Origin of the sequence: Hyphomicrobium sp. 1Nfss2.1 (genome assembly GCF_965243865.1) — a bacterium.
In the GTDB taxonomy this organism is placed as follows: domain Bacteria; phylum Pseudomonadota; class Alphaproteobacteria; order Rhizobiales; family Hyphomicrobiaceae; genus Hyphomicrobium_A.
In genome coordinates, this window is the sequence record NZ_OZ251603.1 from 3132716 (window position 1) to 3149485 (window position 16770).

Annotated in this window: 14 protein-coding genes; 9 read left to right on the forward strand and 5 right to left on the reverse strand. The window is 60.8% G+C overall.

Annotated features, from left to right (window positions below):
* Positions 1–105 precede the first annotated feature (105 nt).
* The 3 genes from ACP15D_RS15210 (at position 106) to ACP15D_RS15220 (ending at position 3116) form a co-directional block, all read left to right on the forward strand.
* Complete coding sequence (locus ACP15D_RS15210) at positions 106–1068, forward strand: helix-turn-helix transcriptional regulator (protein WP_424958283.1); 963 nt, start codon at positions 106–108, stop codon at positions 1066–1068.
* A complete protein-coding gene (locus ACP15D_RS15215; protein WP_424958284.1) occupies positions 1065–2036 on the forward strand; it encodes a helix-turn-helix transcriptional regulator in 972 nt (323 codons plus the stop codon). Before ACP15D_RS15210 ends, ACP15D_RS15215 begins: the two co-directional genes overlap by 4 nt.
* 114 nt (positions 2037–2150) lie before the next feature.
* A complete protein-coding gene (locus ACP15D_RS15220) occupies positions 2151–3116 on the forward strand; it encodes a DUF3592 domain-containing protein (RefSeq protein WP_424958285.1) in 966 nt (321 codons plus the stop codon).
* 465 nt (positions 3117–3581) lie between these two features.
* Here the strand turns inward: ACP15D_RS15220 and ACP15D_RS15225 are convergent, their stop codons facing one another.
* The 3 genes from ACP15D_RS15225 to ACP15D_RS15235 all read right to left on the reverse strand — a co-directional run bounded on the left by ACP15D_RS15225 (position 3582) and on the right by ACP15D_RS15235 (position 8347).
* Positions 3582–6809 carry an autotransporter outer membrane beta-barrel domain-containing protein gene (locus ACP15D_RS15225; protein ID WP_424958286.1) on the reverse strand — a complete coding sequence of 1076 codons (3228 nt, stop codon included), beginning with the start codon at positions 6807–6809 and terminating at the stop codon, positions 3582–3584.
* A gap of 330 nt (positions 6810–7139) precedes the next feature.
* Positions 7140–7268: a hypothetical protein gene (locus ACP15D_RS15230; protein WP_424958287.1), complete on the reverse strand. Its 129-nt coding sequence runs from the start codon at positions 7266–7268 to the stop codon at positions 7140–7142.
* Positions 7269–7666: 398 nt separating this feature from the next.
* Positions 7667–8347: a GntR family transcriptional regulator gene (locus ACP15D_RS15235; protein WP_424958288.1), complete on the reverse strand. Its 681-nt coding sequence runs from the start codon at positions 8345–8347 to the stop codon at positions 7667–7669.
* 79 nt (positions 8348–8426) lie between these two features.
* On the opposite strand from ACP15D_RS15235, the gene ACP15D_RS15240 reads away from it, so the two are divergent.
* Entirely contained in the window at positions 8427–9638 is a 1212-nt protein-coding gene (locus ACP15D_RS15240; RefSeq protein ID WP_424958289.1) for a benzoate/H(+) symporter BenE family transporter, read from the forward strand.
* A 396-nt stretch (positions 9639–10034) separates the two neighbouring features.
* Here the strand turns inward: ACP15D_RS15240 and ACP15D_RS15245 are convergent, their stop codons facing one another.
* Positions 10035–10190, reverse strand: a complete 156-nt coding sequence (locus ACP15D_RS15245) for a hypothetical protein (protein ID WP_424958290.1) — start codon at positions 10188–10190, stop codon at positions 10035–10037.
* 368 nt (positions 10191–10558) lie between these two features.
* Entirely contained in the window at positions 10559–11596 is a 1038-nt protein-coding gene (locus ACP15D_RS15250; protein ID WP_424959249.1) for a zinc-dependent alcohol dehydrogenase family protein, read from the reverse strand.
* Between the two features lie 1183 nt (positions 11597–12779).
* Between ACP15D_RS15250 and ACP15D_RS15255 the strand changes: the two genes are divergently transcribed.
* The 5 genes from ACP15D_RS15255 (at position 12780) to ACP15D_RS15275 (ending at position 16689) form a co-directional block, all read left to right on the forward strand.
* The gene (locus ACP15D_RS15255; RefSeq protein ID WP_424958291.1) at positions 12780–13502 is read left to right on the forward strand and encodes a hypothetical protein; all 723 of its coding nucleotides are present in this window, start codon (positions 12780–12782) and stop codon (positions 13500–13502) included.
* A 768-nt stretch (positions 13503–14270) separates the two neighbouring features.
* Positions 14271–14699 carry a hypothetical protein gene (locus ACP15D_RS15260; protein WP_424958292.1) on the forward strand — a complete coding sequence of 143 codons (429 nt, stop codon included), beginning with the start codon at positions 14271–14273 and terminating at the stop codon, positions 14697–14699.
* A 280-nt stretch (positions 14700–14979) separates the two neighbouring features.
* On the forward strand, positions 14980–15171 hold the full coding sequence (locus ACP15D_RS15265; protein WP_424958293.1) for a hypothetical protein: 192 nt from the start codon (positions 14980–14982) through the stop codon (positions 15169–15171).
* A gap of 369 nt (positions 15172–15540) precedes the next feature.
* The gene (locus tag ACP15D_RS15270) at positions 15541–16191 is read left to right on the forward strand and encodes a sensor histidine kinase (protein ID WP_424958294.1); all 651 of its coding nucleotides are present in this window, start codon (positions 15541–15543) and stop codon (positions 16189–16191) included.
* A gap of 72 nt (positions 16192–16263) precedes the next feature.
* Positions 16264–16689, forward strand: a complete 426-nt coding sequence (locus ACP15D_RS15275) for a response regulator (protein WP_424958295.1) — start codon at positions 16264–16266, stop codon at positions 16687–16689.
* Positions 16690–16770 lie beyond the last annotated feature (81 nt).

Genomic DNA, 16770 nt, shown 5'->3' on the forward strand with positions numbered 1-16770 from the left:
TTACAGCACGGCACCTCTGATAACTAAGTTCAGTGGTTTGGTGCACAATATCGCGTACCAGGGCTGCCGGCGGCAGCGTGTTGGCTCAGGCGTGGTGGCTCCGTAATGACGGCTCGCGAACTGGATTTCAGCAGACTGAATTTCAGGTCGCCCGAGACCCCCGATCGCAAATGGCTGGAGTGGTTTCGCGAGGAGTTTTCCCGCCGCGTGTTCCAGGCCGATGTGGAGACCAACGCGGACGCTCCGTTCTGGCTGGATGCAAGCATACGTTTGCTGCCCGACCTTGCGGTTTACGTTGGCGGAACGTCGCCGATGCACTGGGAAGGTGACGGCGTCGAAGAAAGCTTCGGTTTGGCGATCTCGCTGGGAGGCCAGCTACTCTATAAATCGGGCGGCACAGACATTTTGGTCGAGCCGGGAGCCGCTATCGTGGGCCGTCTCCCTGATATGCTCGATACGCAAGCCGACACTAGACTCCTTTCCCTCCGCCTCTCGCCCAGGTTGCTCACGCCGCTGGTCCCAAATCTGGCGGACTTGTCCCTTGTTTCCCTGCCCGCTCACGCTCAGCCAACGCGCCTGCTCATCAACTATCTCAAAATGCTCGACGCCGAGGAGGCGATCGAATCTCCGGAAGCGCGGCATCTTGTGGCTCAGCACGTCCACGATCTCGCAGCCCTGGCGATCGGCACATCGCGCGACGGCGCCGAGTTGGCCACCGCCCGCGGCTTGGCGGCCGCGCGCCTCGCCGCGGTCAAGGACTACATCCAAGGCAACCTCGCAAGCCCGAGCCTGTCGGCAGCGATCGTCGCGGTCGAGCAGGGCGTCACACCGCGCTACATACATATGCTGTTCGAGGCGGAGGGCGTCACCTTCAGCCAATACGTTCTCGATCAGCGGCTGACACGTGCGCATCGCATGCTGAGCGACCCGCGCTACGCAGCTCAGTCTATCAGCGCCGTCGCGCTGGCTATGGGCTTCGGTGATCTGTCCTATTTCAACCGTACGTTCCGCCGCCGCTTCGGCATGACACCGAGCGACGTCAGAGCGCGGAGGCCGTCCCCCCAATGACAAGTGCCGAGAACGATTTCAGAAGGACTCATTTCAAGTCCCCCGAGACGGTAGACAAGCGCTGGCTCGAGTGGTTCCGCGAAGAGTTCTCGCGGCGTGTGTTCCGGATGGACTTTCAGCCTGATCCGGATGTGCCGATACGGTTCGAGGGAACCAGCCGCCAACTCCCGAATCTCGCGATATGTCACGGTGCATGGTCGTCGATGCGCACGACGCCAACGCAAAAGGCGATAAGCGAAGAAGCGATTGGATTATCTATCGCGCTTAAAGGTGACCTTATATTTCGCCCCCGCGACGACAAACTCATGGTCGCGGCGGGCGCCGGCGCCTTCGGAAGACCGAGCGGGCTCGACATGCGATCCGGTGCGACATTTCTCTACGTTCGGCTGTCGTCAAGCATCCTCGCCCCGTTGGTGCCGAATCTGGCCGATATATCTCTTGCTTCCCTACCCGCCAACACGCCGGCCCTGCGGCTGTTGACTGGCTACCTCAGGATGCTCGACGCTGAAGACAGCATCGCGACGCCGGAAGCCGGGCATCTGGTCGCCCAGCATATCCACGATCTAGCAGCCATCGCAGTGGGCACTCATCGCGACGCGGCGGCGGTCGCCAGCGGGCGCGGCGTGCGCGCCGCGCGTCTGGCCGCGATCAAGCAGGACATCCTGTCGAACCTTGCCGACCAGGGCCTGTCGGTCGAGTCGGTGGCGACGCGGCATGCCCTGACGCCGCGCTACATCCACATGCTGTTCGAGGCGGAGGGCGTCACGTTCAGCGAATACGTGCTCGATCAGCGGCTGACACGTGCGCATCGCATGCTGAGCGACCCGCGCTTCGCCGCCCAGTCGATCAGCACGATCGCGCTCGCCGTCGGCTTCGGAGATATCTCCTATTTCAACCGCACCTTCCGGCGTCGTTTCGGCATGACACCGTCCGATGTGCGCCAGTCGTTTCGACAAGAGCGCGGCTAGTGCGCCTCCCTCAATGCGGCAGTGCCCCTAGGAACAGTCGCATTACCGTACCCCGAGTACAGCTCGGCCGATCAGAGCGCCGCACCGAAGCACCTCCAGGAAGAAGACCTCTGCATGGAAGCGAAGTGGATCGTTGTTTTTCTCATTTCGCCGTTTATCGGGCTCCTCACGCTCGCCACCGTCGTGAAATTCATCGAGGTACGCCGGACCAACGCCTGGGCCTCGAGCCATGGACGCATTGTTCGCTCGCAAGCCGTACAGCGTAAGGTCAGCAAACTCGAGGGGAGCACGACGCGCTCCGAAATCCGCAATTTCGCAGCGATCGTCTATGAGTTCGACGCTGGCGGACGCAAATTCACCGGCTCGCGGGTCAGCCTCGGCGAGGATTTGGGGAACATCGGGATCCAAGAGACGCTCGCACGCTATCCCGTCGGCGAGCGCGTGGAGGTTTACTACGACCCCGCCGATCCCGCACAAGCCGTGCTGGAGCGCACGCTCCCCAACGGCAGCTTTCTCTTCATGGGACTTCTGATTGCAGGGCTCACGCTCTTTGCCGTGGTCGTCGCCGTGGGCATGGACGCGCTCGCCGCTTGGATGCGCGCAGCGCTCCCCAACCCAGCCGCGACGCCTTTTGTCGTCGCCTTCACACTCTTCGCTCTGATCCTATCCATGATGGCGCGGCTAGCGAGCAAAGAGTCCAGCAGGGCAACGTCATGGCCGTCGACAGAGGGGAAAGTTATCGAGGCCGGCTTCGATACGTTCCGCACCCACTCGATCGTCGACAGTTTACCGACGAGGGTCATCGTGCATAGACCGCGTATCCTCTATGCCTACAAAGTCGGCGGCAACCGGTATCAAGGCGAGCGGATTTCGCTCGGCGTCTACAAGCACGCAAGCCTCAAGTTTCTCGTCGGGAGCGAGGTTAGCCGCTACAGGGCCGGCGAAAACGTGACAGTCTATTACGATCCCGAGAACCCGGCTCGGGCGGTTCTCACCCGCACGGACGTGCGTCCACCGATGCTCCTTGCACTCGCCGCACTTTTCGCTGCAGCTGCCATTTGGGTAAGCGTGGCAGTGTGAACGGGCGATAGAGTCGATCAGCTCGGCTTCGGGTCATCAGCACCCGCCGCGCGATGGCAGCTTCGACTGGTCTTCACCAATCTGCGGACATGGTCGCGACGGCTTCGGCAGGCCGATGATAGGGGCTGGCGAATTTCGCTTGTGGGACGTAGCTGCCGTCGCACTGCCGAGATTGCGGAAGTCGAGCTGGCATCCGAGCCGCCAAAATCTTCGCTTGCGGTTCACGTCCGCTCAGCTCCCAGAAGCGCCGATGAGCATCTTAACGGTTAGGGCCATGGCGACCGTAACAGACTGATGGCGCAGCTTGAAGGCGACTGCTTTGATAACAGGGCGCGAAGGCTCTCGTTCGTTCATCGCGCTAATCCCTTTCCGCGATTACGACCTCGCCGTCCTCCTTCGTGAATGTGTTGTCCACGCCAGCCGACCCGGTGCCGAGGATGACGTTGTGACTGCGTTGCGGGCGCGTCAGAAGTGCCAGTTGAAGCGACCCTGGACGCTGTTGTCGTTGAGGTGGCTGGCGATCTGGCCCGTGTAAGTAATGTCCAGCACGGCGTCACCGTTCACTGCGAGGTCGAGACCTGCCTCGATGAGCATACTCGAGCGCGCGATGGGAACGCCGGTGATGCCGAAGCCGATGCCGTTCGAGGCAAAGGTGAGCGCCTGCGCCGGCGTGACGTCGCCAAAGGCGTACTGCCACGCTAGCGAGCCATGCGGCGTCAGCAGCATCCCTTGGACAGGCAGCGTCGCACCGGTGCGCAGCCCGAGCAGCGACACACCGACGTTCTGGTCTGCGCCTTCTGAAGCAAGGCCAGCGATCGAGCCGCTCTCCGTGAAGCCGTCCGTACCGACGTGAACATAGGAGAGACCAGCAAACGGCTCCCACGCGCTGGCCGCGTAAACGACCGGATAGGCGATCTCGGCGAAGAGCTGGCCGGTGCCAGCATCGTAGCTGGCGCGCTCCGTCTCGAAGAAGCCGGGGAAGATGACATTGCGCGTCGTGTCGAGATTGTTCCAGGTCCACGCGCCGCCCGAGCGGATGGCGAAGGGACCGGCACCTCCGCCCACGTAACCGGCGAGCACGTAGCTATCGATGTCAGCCGAACTAGCGCGTGCACCGACGCCGAGATCGGAGTGCATGTAGCCGGTGGCGAGGCCAGCGCGCCAACCGCCGCCGAGGCCCGCGTCGACGCCCGATATGAAGCCGCCAAGCGTGCGCTCGAGCCCCGCAGCATTCCCGTTGCCGTCGAGGTTACCCCACGCACCGAAGCCGCGTGTCCAGAATGCGAGGCCGTGGCCATAGAGAGGAGGCGTACGGGCAGTGTTGCCGATGTCGTCGAGCCGGGCCCCGAGCGACATGCGGCCTCTGGGATCGAGCAGCGCCACTGTCGTCGGCCCCGTCGCGCCCAGCGATGTCTCCTCTCCGACGGCGCCCGAATAATATGCCTGTATCAAGCGGCTGAAGATTGCCTCGCGCACATAGAAGCTGTTCATGACCAACGCGCTAGCGGCGCTGGCGTGCACCTCTCCAGACAGGGCGTCGAAGGCTTGTCGTACTCCTTGCACGTCCTGGCCGAGGAGGAACGGCAGAAGTGCAGCGTCGGCGGGAAACTGGTCGAGCGCTCCAGCCACTGCCCGCTCATTCGGCGTCTGGGCAAAGTCGGCGAAATCCGTGCTGTTGCGCACGAGGCGCAGGTAAACGTTGTTGGCGTCGTAGTCGAGCGTCGGCTGGAGGAATACGAGATTGCTGCTGACGCCGTCGAACTCGCCCGTACGGCCGGCAGCAGCGGTGAGGATCGTGTAGGTCATCAATGGCGAGTAAGCGCCGCCTTGGGCCAGCACCTGGACGAGGCCACCGTTGATGGTCGCCGCGCCGGTCGCGGCGATAAGGTCGCTGGCGCCAGCGGCATTGACCTCGACCTGATAGGTCGAACTCGGCTGGAAGGTCACGCCTCCGGCGACGTTGAGCGTGCCGATGGAGTTGCCTGGTGCCACGGTGCCGCCACTCTCCACGATGAGGCCGCCGATCGTGCCGGTCCCGCCGAGGATGCCACTGGCGACAGTGACAACAGAATCGAGCGAGCCGTTCACAACCAGAGAGCCGCCGCTGACGCTGGTGGAACCGATGTAATTGCTCTCACCGGTAAGAAAGAGCGTACCGCTGCCAGCCTTAGTGAAACTGCCGGTTCCGCTAATGTCGCCGGAGAATATCGTCGTGGCGGCAGTATTTGTGGTCAGAGCGCCGGAGACGCCGCCGAGTTCCACGGTACCGTCGCCGACGAGGGCACCAATCGTCTGAACGTGGCTATTGAGATCGAATGTGGCACCGGAGTCGACCTGCACCGTGCCCGTCGACCCCAGGCTACCCAAGGCGCCCAACTGCAACGTGCCATCACTGATCCGGGTGCCGCCGGTGTAGGTATTTGCAGCATCTAGAATGAGCGTGCCATCGCCGGCTTTCTCAAGCGCGCCGTTACCGGCGATGACGCCAGACATCGTCGCGCTGGTACCGACCGCGGTGTCGATGGCGGACGTCGTTGCACCGACGAGATTGAAATCCATCGTCGTTGAAAAAGTGACTAGGCCCGCGATGGTGCCCCCGCCGAGGTTGAAAGTGTGTTGCCCGCCGGCGTTGAAGGAGAATGGGTTGGCAACGCCAACCTGCAGCGTGCCGCCATTGAGATCGTATCTGCCAGTGCCGACGCCGAAACGGATCTGTCCGGTATTCAACGTCACCGTGCCGCCTGTCTGGGTGAAAATGCCAGTGCCCCCGACACTGGCGCCGATATCTAGCCCTGGAGTACCGCTTCCGAGGCCGTCGAGTATCAGCTGACCGGCCGAGAGCTGGTAGCTACCGAAGCCGCCATTGGAGCCAAAATGAACTCCGCTCTGCGCATTCAGCACGACCCTCGAACCGGCTCCGTCCTGAATGACCGTGCCGGTGCCGCCGTTGGTACCGATGTAAATCTGTCCAAAGACATTTGACTCGTTGAGCAAGAACTGCGCATTGCCGCCAACGTGGAGCGTGCCATCCCCGCCCGCCCCGGTGCCGATATAGACCGTGCCGACGCCCAAATCGAGCAAAGCAGCGCCGGACATATTGTAGACGCCCGTACCGCCATCTGCGCCGACGTTGAGCGAGCCACCATTTAAAAAGATGGAGCCACCGCTTTGATTGAACGTCCCCTGAGAGTCGGCGCTACCGCGGCCGACGTTGACGGAGAAGTAGTTGCTCGGTCCGGTATGAATTCCATTGATCGTGCCGCCGGTCATGTTGACGGTGCCTTGGCCCGCGTTTACGCCGTCGTAGACGCCAACCCTGAGGCTGGCGATCCCGTTGACAGTGTTGAAATTGAGCGTCGTGCCGGCACCTACGCCGAGCTGGCCGGTCGTCCCGTAGCCGACGTCGAGTGTCGGATTATAGACGGTGGGGCCACTTGATGAGCCGTTGAAGTTGATCACGATCGAGGATGCGGCTGCCGGCAGCATCAGGGCCGGCCCCGAGCTAATGTTCACCACGTCGACGTCGATCGTATCGCTGCGGCCGGGTGCCGTTGCAATCGCAACGGCGGCATTGAATTCGGTTTGGTTGGTAACAGTAAAGGTGTCAGCCTGCACCGAGGCAACCGAGGCAGCCATCACCAATGCCGCGCACAGCAGCATGGAACTGCGCTGCAACCAACGACTCGCAAGCATGGGACCCTCCTCCGGGAACTCGTTGCCTACGGTCACGCCGTCACGCGCACAGTGATCTCGAGCGGGGCCGAACGCCAGGGAACAACGGCTGGAATGGCGGCTCCGCCCGCGCCAATAATTGCGATCAGTGCTTTTTATTTATTTGTAGATTCGCTAGCGCGATTCTTTTTGCCCGCCGTATCAATTCTGACCATTGGTCAAATATTTGCCATTTATTCTTCTGCACCACTGTGTACATTAATTGTACTTTGCAAGATATGCGGCGTCTAATAGTGATATGTTGGAGATGTTAATCCGCGTGCATTTTTTCTACTGAGATATGTCCCCCGATCATTCGAAGGCATTCTGGACCGGCTTGCCGGGCTGGATAACAGACCCGATGTCCCGCTCTTCCGCCCAGGCGATGATACGGTGGAGTTCGCGCGCCGCGCGGGCACCGAAGATCGACGTGTCGGCCACGAGCCCCAGGCACTCGCGGCGTAAGGAGACGCGGCTGTTCGCGACGATGTAAGAGTGATCGGAATACCCTCAACAACGGACATCGTTGACTGAGAGCGGCGCCGCTCCTAGCGTCCGCGCCGAGATGTCGGCCAGTAGACCAACTAACCTGCAAAGGCTCATGCTTCCTAATTAGCGCGGTGGCCGCGATTGATCCGGCCTTCAGCGACGCGCAGAATTCGATCGTGCAGCGGTTGTTGCGGACACACTTCGCAAGCGGTCGGCACACCGCGTCATTGACTACATCGCCGTCTCAACAGTACCAGTCGACCAGAACGGGCGGACTCAACCACCTGCGTCTCAGTAACATTCCTTCCTGAGGCAATACGGGGGTCATAGGTTGACGCCGATTGACAAATTCACTCTTGTCTGGCGAAGAACGCCGCGATGTTGTCGGCCGCAGCACTAAGATGACGGCGCAATATTGCGATAGCCCGCTTTGCATCACCTTGTTTTGCCGCGACCAGCATTTCTCGATGGTCTTCCTGCGACAGGTGGGCGCGTCCCTTGGCTGCAAGTTGGAAGCGTAGATAACGGTCGAAAGAAGCGAGGTAGCTTTCCGTCAGCGCAACCAGCTTTGGACGGCCCGCTGCGCCGTAAAGCGTCATATGGAAGCGACGGTTCAGTTCGCCCATGCGGCCGGGGTCTTCTTCGCCGTCCATTTCGGCGATGAGGTCACCGGCGCGTTCGAAATCGGTCTCGGTAAGATGCGGGATCGACCGCTCAAGAACTGCCGGCTCCAGCGCGAGCCGGATGGCATAGATATCGGCGGCATCTGCGGCGGAGATTTCCGTCACGACCGCGCCCTTGTGCGGAACGAAGTCCAGCAGCGCCTGAGCTTCCAGTTGCCGGAGCGCTTCGCGGATCGGCATCCGGCTCACCCCAAAGGACGCTGCAAGGTCTTCCTGGCGTAGAGGCGTGCCGGCGCGAAGCCGACCCGTAAGGATGCCGGTCCGCAAGGTCGCTTCCACGAACTCCGTCGCGGTGCGGTGCCGGCCACCGGCTTCCGCTATCAGCGCTGACAGATCGAGCTTCGGCATTATTTAATATCCATTTGTCTGTTGGATCCAATTATGTCACATTGAACCAGCATCTTCACCTGCTCAAAGCCGTTTCTCGATGACCCATTCCCCTTCGTCAGTACCATCTCTGACGCTTTCTTCGGCGATCCAGCCTGCAACCGCCGGGCTTCTGGCGGCGGTCGTCGGCTTCGCCAGCGCTTTTGCCATTGTGCTTCAAGGTCTGGCCGGGGTCGGCGCAACACCGGCCGAAGCGACCTCGGGGCTGCTGGTTCTGTGCGTCGGGCAAGGCGCTCTTGCAATCTTCCTTGGCCTACGCCACCGACAGCCGCTCAGCATTGCCTGGTCAACGCCAGGCGCTGCTTTATTGATGGGGGCGGGTGTGCCCGATGGCGGTTTTGGTGTCGCTATCACGGCCTTCCTGATCACCGGTCTTCTCATCGTCATTGCCGGGCTATGGCGTCCTCTCGGTCGGGCTGTCGCCGCCATCCCCCTATCGCTGGCCAGCGCAATGCTCGCCGGCATCCTGATGGACCTGTGCCTAGCGCCGGTTCATGCTGTTGCACAACTGCCAACCTTGGCGCTGCCGATCATCCTGGCGTGGGTGCTGGCCTGGTGTCTGGTCCGCCGGTATGCGGTGGTGATCGGTGTTCTTGTGGCGGGCGTGATCGTCGGGGCCACGACCACGATCCCGGCGGATGCTTTCGACCTCCTGGGACCGAAGCTGCTCTTTATCCAACCCGTCTTCGATCTTCTGCCGGCAATCGGCATCGCCATCCCTCTTTTCATCGTCACGATGGCGTCGCAGAATGTGCCCGGTATCGCCGTTCTGAGAACAAGCGGGTACGAAGCGCCGGTCGGTAAAGTGTTTGTATCGACCGGCTTGGGTAGCATCGCTACGGCTGTGTTCGGAGGTCACGGCCTCAACCTGTCCGCCATCACCGCCGCCCTTTGCGCGGGGCCGGAAGCAGGGTCCGATCCGGAACGCCGCTATCTGGCAAGCATTTCAGCGGGAGCCGCCTATCTTGTGCTCGGACCGTTGGCTGGCTTCGCGGCGGCTTTCATCGCCGCATCGCCGCCATTGCTGATCCAGGCTGTAGCCGGATTGGCTCTGCTGTCCAGCCTGGCGGCTTCGCTGACAACCGCCCTCGGAAGAGAGACACACCGGCTGGCGGCGCTCATCACCTTCATCACGGCGGCATCCGGCATATCCTTTCTCGGCGTCGGCGCAGCATTCTGGGCACTGTTCGCCGGTGCGCTCCCGCTGCTCCTTGAAAAAGGCATCGAAGGTATGAAACGAAAGGCTTCATAACCCTTGAGCGCGCAACCCCTCTATCAGACGAATTCCGATCTTCCTGAACTGGAAACCAGCGTCCGCGACATGCGCCCTGCGATGGTGTTGCTTGATCAGTCGATCGTGTTTGCTGGCGGCAGCGGTCAGTTGCCTGACCTGGCTTCGATCCAGTGGGAGCACGGTGAAGCGGCGATCACAGGCGTTACACGAGACGAGCATGGGTGGTGGTACTCATTCGATGGAGAAGCAGGGGTCGCCGGGCCTGTCAGCAAGCTCGGCCGGCAAGTGATGGCTTGGCACAAGTCGAACGCGGCGAGCAAACGTCTCGTCACAATCCCCGGCATAGGACCACTTGCAGCCAGCGTCGCTCGTTGCCTCTGTCGGCAATGCCGCCAACTTCAAGAACGGCAGGAGTTAGACGTGCACCGACCGATACCAACCCGTGCGCATGATCTGCGCCAGGCCCTCGGCGTCGTTCTGATCGTTCTTGTTCAGCTGCATCTTGCAGCGCGGCCCGGGCATGCCGTGCATCGAGACAAACGACGTCAAGATGAAGGCCGCGTAGCTCATGTACCAGCCATGGCGTCATAGGCCCCGTCTCGAGGCCAATGCGAGCTTCGACGCCAGCGTGTCGACGCACACTGGCCTCGATCTCACTTGGCACCTACCGGCACTGCCCGCGCCAAAGCCTCTGGCCAACTTCATTGACGACGCAGATCGCCGTCATCTTCTGTGACACGTCCAATTCGACATAGAAGGTCATCCAGCAGCCTCCGATGTGCGAAGAGCCGAGCAACAGCGCTCGGAGCGCGGCACTATGACTGGATCGCGCCGACGCGATTACCCGATGTCCACACATGGGACCGAGTGACGATGACCCTCTCAGGCCGCCAGCGGCAGCAACGGTGGAGGCGGCGGTGCCCCAAACCGCCAGTCCACTATGCCTCGATGATCACCTTGAGCGCCTTTGTCTCGGCGGCATTCCCGAAGGTCTCGTAGGCATCGAGAATTTTATCGAGCTTGAAGTGATGCGTAATCAAGAGCTTGGGATCGATTTTTTTCGAGCCGACGGTCTTGAACAACATCGGTATGGTGACCGTATCGACCAGTCGCGTGGTGATGGAAATATTACGGTCCCACAGCTCTTCCAGATGGAGATCGACTTTCTTTCCATGCACACCGATATTGGCGATGTTGCCTCCAGCCGTCACGATTTTTTCGCACAGTTCAAAGGTGATCGGAATACCCACTGCCTCGATGGCCGTATCGACGCCGCGCTTGCAGGTCATCGTCATGACCCTCTCCAAGGCCTTGCCGTCCGTGCTGTTGACGGTCGCTGTGGCGCCGAAACGCCTCGCTACCGCAAGGCGATTGTCGTCGAGATCGATCATGATGATTTCGGCCGGCGAGTAGAACTGGGCGGTGAGAAGGGCTGCGAGCCCGATCGGCCCCGCGCCGACGATCGCCACAGTGCTGCCCGGCATAACCTTGCCGTTTAGCACGCCGCACTCGAAGCCGGTTGGCAGGATGTCGCTAAGCATCACTAGCGCTTCTTCGTCCGCGCCGTCGGGAATCGGATAGAGGCTCATATCCGCGTAGGGAATGCGGACGAATTCAGCCTGCGTGCCATCAATCTTGTTGCCGAGGATCCAGCCGCCGGTCGTGCAGTGGGAATACATCTGCTTGCGGCAATAGTTACATTTGCCGCAGGCGCTGACACAGGAGATCAGGACATGATCTCCCGCCTTGAACGCCGTGACGGCCGGCCCAACCTTCTCGACAATGCCGACGCCCTCATGCCCTAGAATTCGGCCAGGCTCGCAGGTCGGAACGTCCCCCTTGAGTATGTGCAGGTCGGTGCCACAGATCGTCGTCTTGGAGATCTTGACGATCGCGTCGGTGGACGCAGTAATCTCCGGCATTGGGCGTTCTTCAACGGATTTCAATCCCGGGCCCGCATAAATGAGCGCTTTCATCGCTTTCTCCTGTCGTTGTGGCTCGCTTGACGTGCCGGTTACCCGCATCATCGCGACGATGTCAGAATAGCCCTTAGTTGATCAACGCTGTCGCCAAATTGCCATGCTGCCCGTTCCAACCTTTGACGAGCATGCTCCCGCGACCGACAGGGTCCTGCTGCTTGCGGCCTCACCCATTGAGAAATCTATCGATCGGCCAATAGAGGCCCTTCAGCCTGCAACGAGACGACGACTGAAGAACGCTGCAAGCGTCCTGACTTGCCGGGCATCTGTTAGCAATCTCTAGCAGGTGGGTGCGCGGTGAGGTCACCGTGCAGATGAATTATCCTCTCGAATTGATCAATCTTGACGTCGCTATCCTCGGCCATAATTCGTTCATGCCGTCCGACGGAAATTTTCATAAGGGGCCAACCATGGCGTCTCCCCAGTACTCTCCACGAATTCGGGGCGTCGCTGGCACCTGTTTTGTCCGGGTTTCCCCCTCTTTATGGGTCGAGGCAAAAATGCGATTGGTCATTGCGCGTCGGTGGCTTGCCATCCTGCAAGATGATGGATGCCAGTTACGCTATTGGGCTAGACCACTAGCCATGGTCCCGTGTTCCTATTATCACTCTATATGCCAACGCTTGTCCGGTTTGGATGGAGATCACCGATGCTCCAAAGCTCAGTGCTTTCGGTGCGTCAAATACAAGGTCCCGACGAACGAGCAGGAGTGCGATCAGCTTTATACAGAACTCATCACATCGCCTGGCGACGGCGCAGCGATCCAGCTTTTTTTGATTGGCACCAATGCTGATCACATCATGCCGGACCTGTGCAAGCGCAAGGCATATCAGGCAGCATATGACTTTGCGGTACCGCTGATAGAGAGCAATAAGCAGCCAATGCCTAAAGCTCCCCAACAGCCCTCGAATTGCTTCCTCGGCTCAAACTGCTAAGGCTGATATCAGGCCACTTCTGCAGCGGAATGTGAGTGGCCTCTCGTGATCTCCCACTGGCGGGAGTCAGGCTGAGACCTTCGTACAATCTCATGTTGGAGCCGCCCTCGACCGCATTCGCGTAAGGACCAGTCGTCAGCCCGAGGATCTGTTACGGCGTCCGCCTTGACGCTGCCCCAGACGCACCCGACCCTGCCCCGATGAACGACCCCCATGCCGCCGCCCCGCGCCCGATGCCGTCCGCCATGGACTGGCTGCTGGTCGCCATCAACACCGCGTTCGTCGCGGCCGGCATCGTCATCCTGCCGCGCGAGCCGGCTGGCGGCCTCGTCACCCTCGCCTTCTTCGGAAGCTGCCTCGCCGTTTCGGCCGGCACCGTCTGGCGCAAGCTGCACTATCGCCGTTTTGTGGCCAAGCGCATCGACGTCGCCGGCGGCGTGCCGATCCGGCCGAGCCGCACGTTCCTGCCACTGCTCGGCGGCTGGCTGGCGCTCCTCGGGGTCGTCCTGTTCGTTTTCGGCGGCGAGATCGGACTGATCTTCCAGGCCATCGCTGTCATCATCGCGGGCGCCGGCATGACGGTACTGGTGCTCGTGGTGACCGGCTACACAGCGGGCGCCTTTCTGCAGTTCGATCCTGAAGCTTTGACGATCGCGCAGCTGAGTCGGCGAGGGACATGGTGCGCGCGCCTTTCCTGGGACGATATCGTGAGCGTTCGGGAAGGTGAGTACGAGTCGAACCCGATGTTGCTCGTGACGGTGGCCGACCCGTCCGCGCTTCAGATTGCGCCGCCGGAGGCGCGCGACCGCGCCGTGCGCGACATCGCGCGCGCACGCCAATGGATGGGTGCAGACTTCGCGATCATGACCTTGCACTATGGGATCGCGCTGCCAGTTCTATCGGAAACCGTCGCGCGCTACGTCAATGACGCCGCCGCCCGCGGCGAACTGCGGCCGCGCCTGACGTAGCGCTGCCGCCTTCGCCGCATCGCCGTCGGATCTACCTCCATCTTAACGCCGTCCAGCTCACCCACGCGGCGGCTTGCCGAGACACTGCGCCTGATTGTCGGCTTTCCGTAGCCTACTGTCTGGCTGCCAATGAGCGAGATGCCGAGGAAGCAGTCATTCCTGGCCGCTCGGCGAGCTCAATTGACGTCCGCGCGTCGGGCACTTCTGCAGTCAGCCCGTACGCGGACGCGCCGCAACCACGGGCCACTTGACGAAGTCCAGCGACAGCGGGGCGCTCCGTCGCCGAAATCTGCGTTCGCATACCGAAATCGATACGGGCCGGCGTTCGGCAGGCTCTCACGTGCCGGGTGATTGAGGTCTGCCTTTGGCTTTAGCTTCATCGCCAGCCAGTGGTTTATCGCGGAGATGCCGCCCAAGGCGGCATGCAAGGTTGAAGTTCGTGAAGCTGGCGGTCCCGGAAAGTTAAGTGTGGTTTGACCGAAAAGTGCCTCCGGAATCGGCACTAACACCCGAAAAAGCCCCGTGTCGCAAAGTCTCCCCGACCGCAACCGCTCCTGCCACGCCATCCATCGTCGCCGTAGCCGGAGTCTCCGCCGGCGTCGGTTCGGCCATGGGCGCCATCCTGTTCGCTGTGTTCTACTCGGTTCTCGGCTTTTTCAATATGGGGCTCGGTGCGCCGCTGGTGACTGCATTCTACTCTGCCTGGATGCTGCCGTGGCTCTATCTCGCGCTGCGCGTGATGGATGGAAGGACTGCTAGGAGGAGCGCTTGCAATTTATGCCTTCAGCTATCAAGAGGTCTCGATATGATGACGTGTCGACCGACTCAGTGGGGAAGCTGAACTGCCAAGATGCAGCACGAAGCAATCTGTCGCGCGATCGAGGGAGGCGAACCATCACGTCATCAAATGAAACAAGCGCATCGCGCGGGCCAGTGGCAGCGACGCTCAAGGTCGTCCTCGTATTGATTGCAATCGTTGGAGCGGGCCTCCTCGTATTGATGGTCATCGGTTTCACGGTCGGGCCGCGCCAAGCTCCGTCGCCCGAACGCATACGTGCGGAATGCTCAGCCCGCTTCGCTAATCTTGGCGAGCAAGCGGTCGAGCACTGCACAACCGAACTGCTGCGGCGTGCAGCAAGCGATGAGCGGGAGCGCATGCTGGATGAAGCATACCGCGCGTCCATGCGGCCCGAATAGAAGCCGCACTTATTGTACAGCGGATGCTGCTCCCGTACTTTTTGTGAGCTCGTGATCGCTCGCCTCGATTAGGACGGGGCGGCCGCGGCCAAGCAGTTGCCCCAATCAGCAATAGCCGGACCAAGCGAAGATAGTGCGCATGGCGGACGTCTCCGTGTTTGTTCGTAGCCATCTAGCCAATACGACAGGAGACGTGAGCCCGTGACGTTAAGGGCCACGTGAGGAGTCTGTGGAACCCCGAGCATAATTTCCGCATTGCACCGAAAACACGGAGGCTGACATGCTGGAATTGGTCCTCACCGTCTGCTCGCTTGTCGGCGCCGATTGCCGCATTGAACCGGTCCCCCTTCAGGCAAACACCAACATGCTCGGTTGCATGATGGCCAGTCAGATTGAAGGCGCGAAGTTCGTGCAGCAGAACCCCAACTACTACATTAAGCGGGCAGTTTGCCGGCCCGCTAAGACGGCATAGTACCAAGCCGCCGCAGCTATTGCTCAGCCACAGTGAACTGCCTAAGAAATGTCCGTGCTTGCATAGGTGCAACATGGACGACTTGCTCCGATATCTCCCCGGCCCACAGCCAGTCGCCGTTCGATACGGGGCTACGGCGCTTCTTGTGCTACTCGCTTACGGCCTCCGCCTCGCTCTAGGAAGTTTCAGTGGTGCTTACGGCTTCCTATTCTTCATTCTCCCCATTATCGCCTCCGCGCTCATGTTTGACCGCGGCACGGGCTTCTTTGCCGTTGGCCTGAGCGGTCTCCTCGTAGCCATTCTCCTGGATTGGGATGTGAAGCCCGGGGCGCATGTGGGCGCACTCTTACTGTTCGCTATTGTGGGCGCATGTCTCACCTTTATCGCCGAAGGTCTTCATCAGGCGCTGGAAAAGGCACATGCCTCGCAACGCGCGACGGCCTTGCTGCTCGACGAGATGAGCCATCGGGTGAAGAACAAGTTTGCCATGGTGCGTCGATCATCGGACTCCAGGCCCGCAGATCGTCACCCGAAACGCGGCGCGCGCTTGAAGACATCGCAAGCAGGGTCAGCATCATTGCGACAGTGCATAGCTATCTCCAACTGTCACGACACGACGGTCAGATCGACGTGGCAGAGTATGTGCCGGGCCTGTGTAACTCGCTGAAAGAAGCACTGTGCGGCCCGCGCGCTATCTCACTTACGTCGCGTGCGGTGGCCGCGATGTTGCCGCCCGAGAAGGCACTCTCCATCGGACTGATAGTCAACGAACTGGTGACTAACGCGGTCAAGTATGCGTTCGAAGAAGGTCGAGCGGGCAAGGTGCACGTCGATCTGAGTCGGGAGAACTCGCGCTTCCTGCTCACAGTAAGCGATGATGGGCGCGGCTATTCACCCGCGGCGGAGGCGAGCCTTGGCACCCGACTCGTTACGACCTTTGCTTCCCAGCTTGTGGGCTCCGCCACTTGGGCAAACGGCCCTAATGGTGGCTGTGTGATAACAGTCGCTTTCCCTGTGTGATCAAGAATTAATCTTTGACAGCGCAACCGTTTGGCAAACCAACAGTTCTTCCCGCTAGCCAGGAGGAACGCTATGCCACCGTCGATTGTCGCCCTGGTGGTTGAAGATGAAGCCCTTGTCCGCTTCGAGCTAGCGCAAACTCTGCAAGCCGAAGGTTACGTAACTTTTGAGGCCGCCGACGCTGCTGAAGCCATCGCCGTACTCGAAGCGCATACAGAGATCAGGGTGGTCTTCACCGACATACAAATGCCCGGCACGATGGATGGACTTGCGTTGTCTCTCTACGTGCGTAAGCGCTGGCCACCAACCATCATCGTCGTAAGCTCCGGCCAATGTTCGCCGCAGGAGAACCAAATGGCGAGTGGAGCGCGCTTCCTGTCGAAGCCTTACATCCCGCAGGCCCTTGTCACCGTGCTTCATGACATACGCCTTCAAATCGGCCGACCCTATCGACAGCGCGAGGCAAGAAGCCGACGTATCTCGTCGTGCAGCATTTGAGGATTGAAGTGCATCGCAGAGGGTGCTGGGCCTTCCTCGCAGAGGTCTTGCGGGCCACCCTACCGGTTGGGTCGCTAGTGG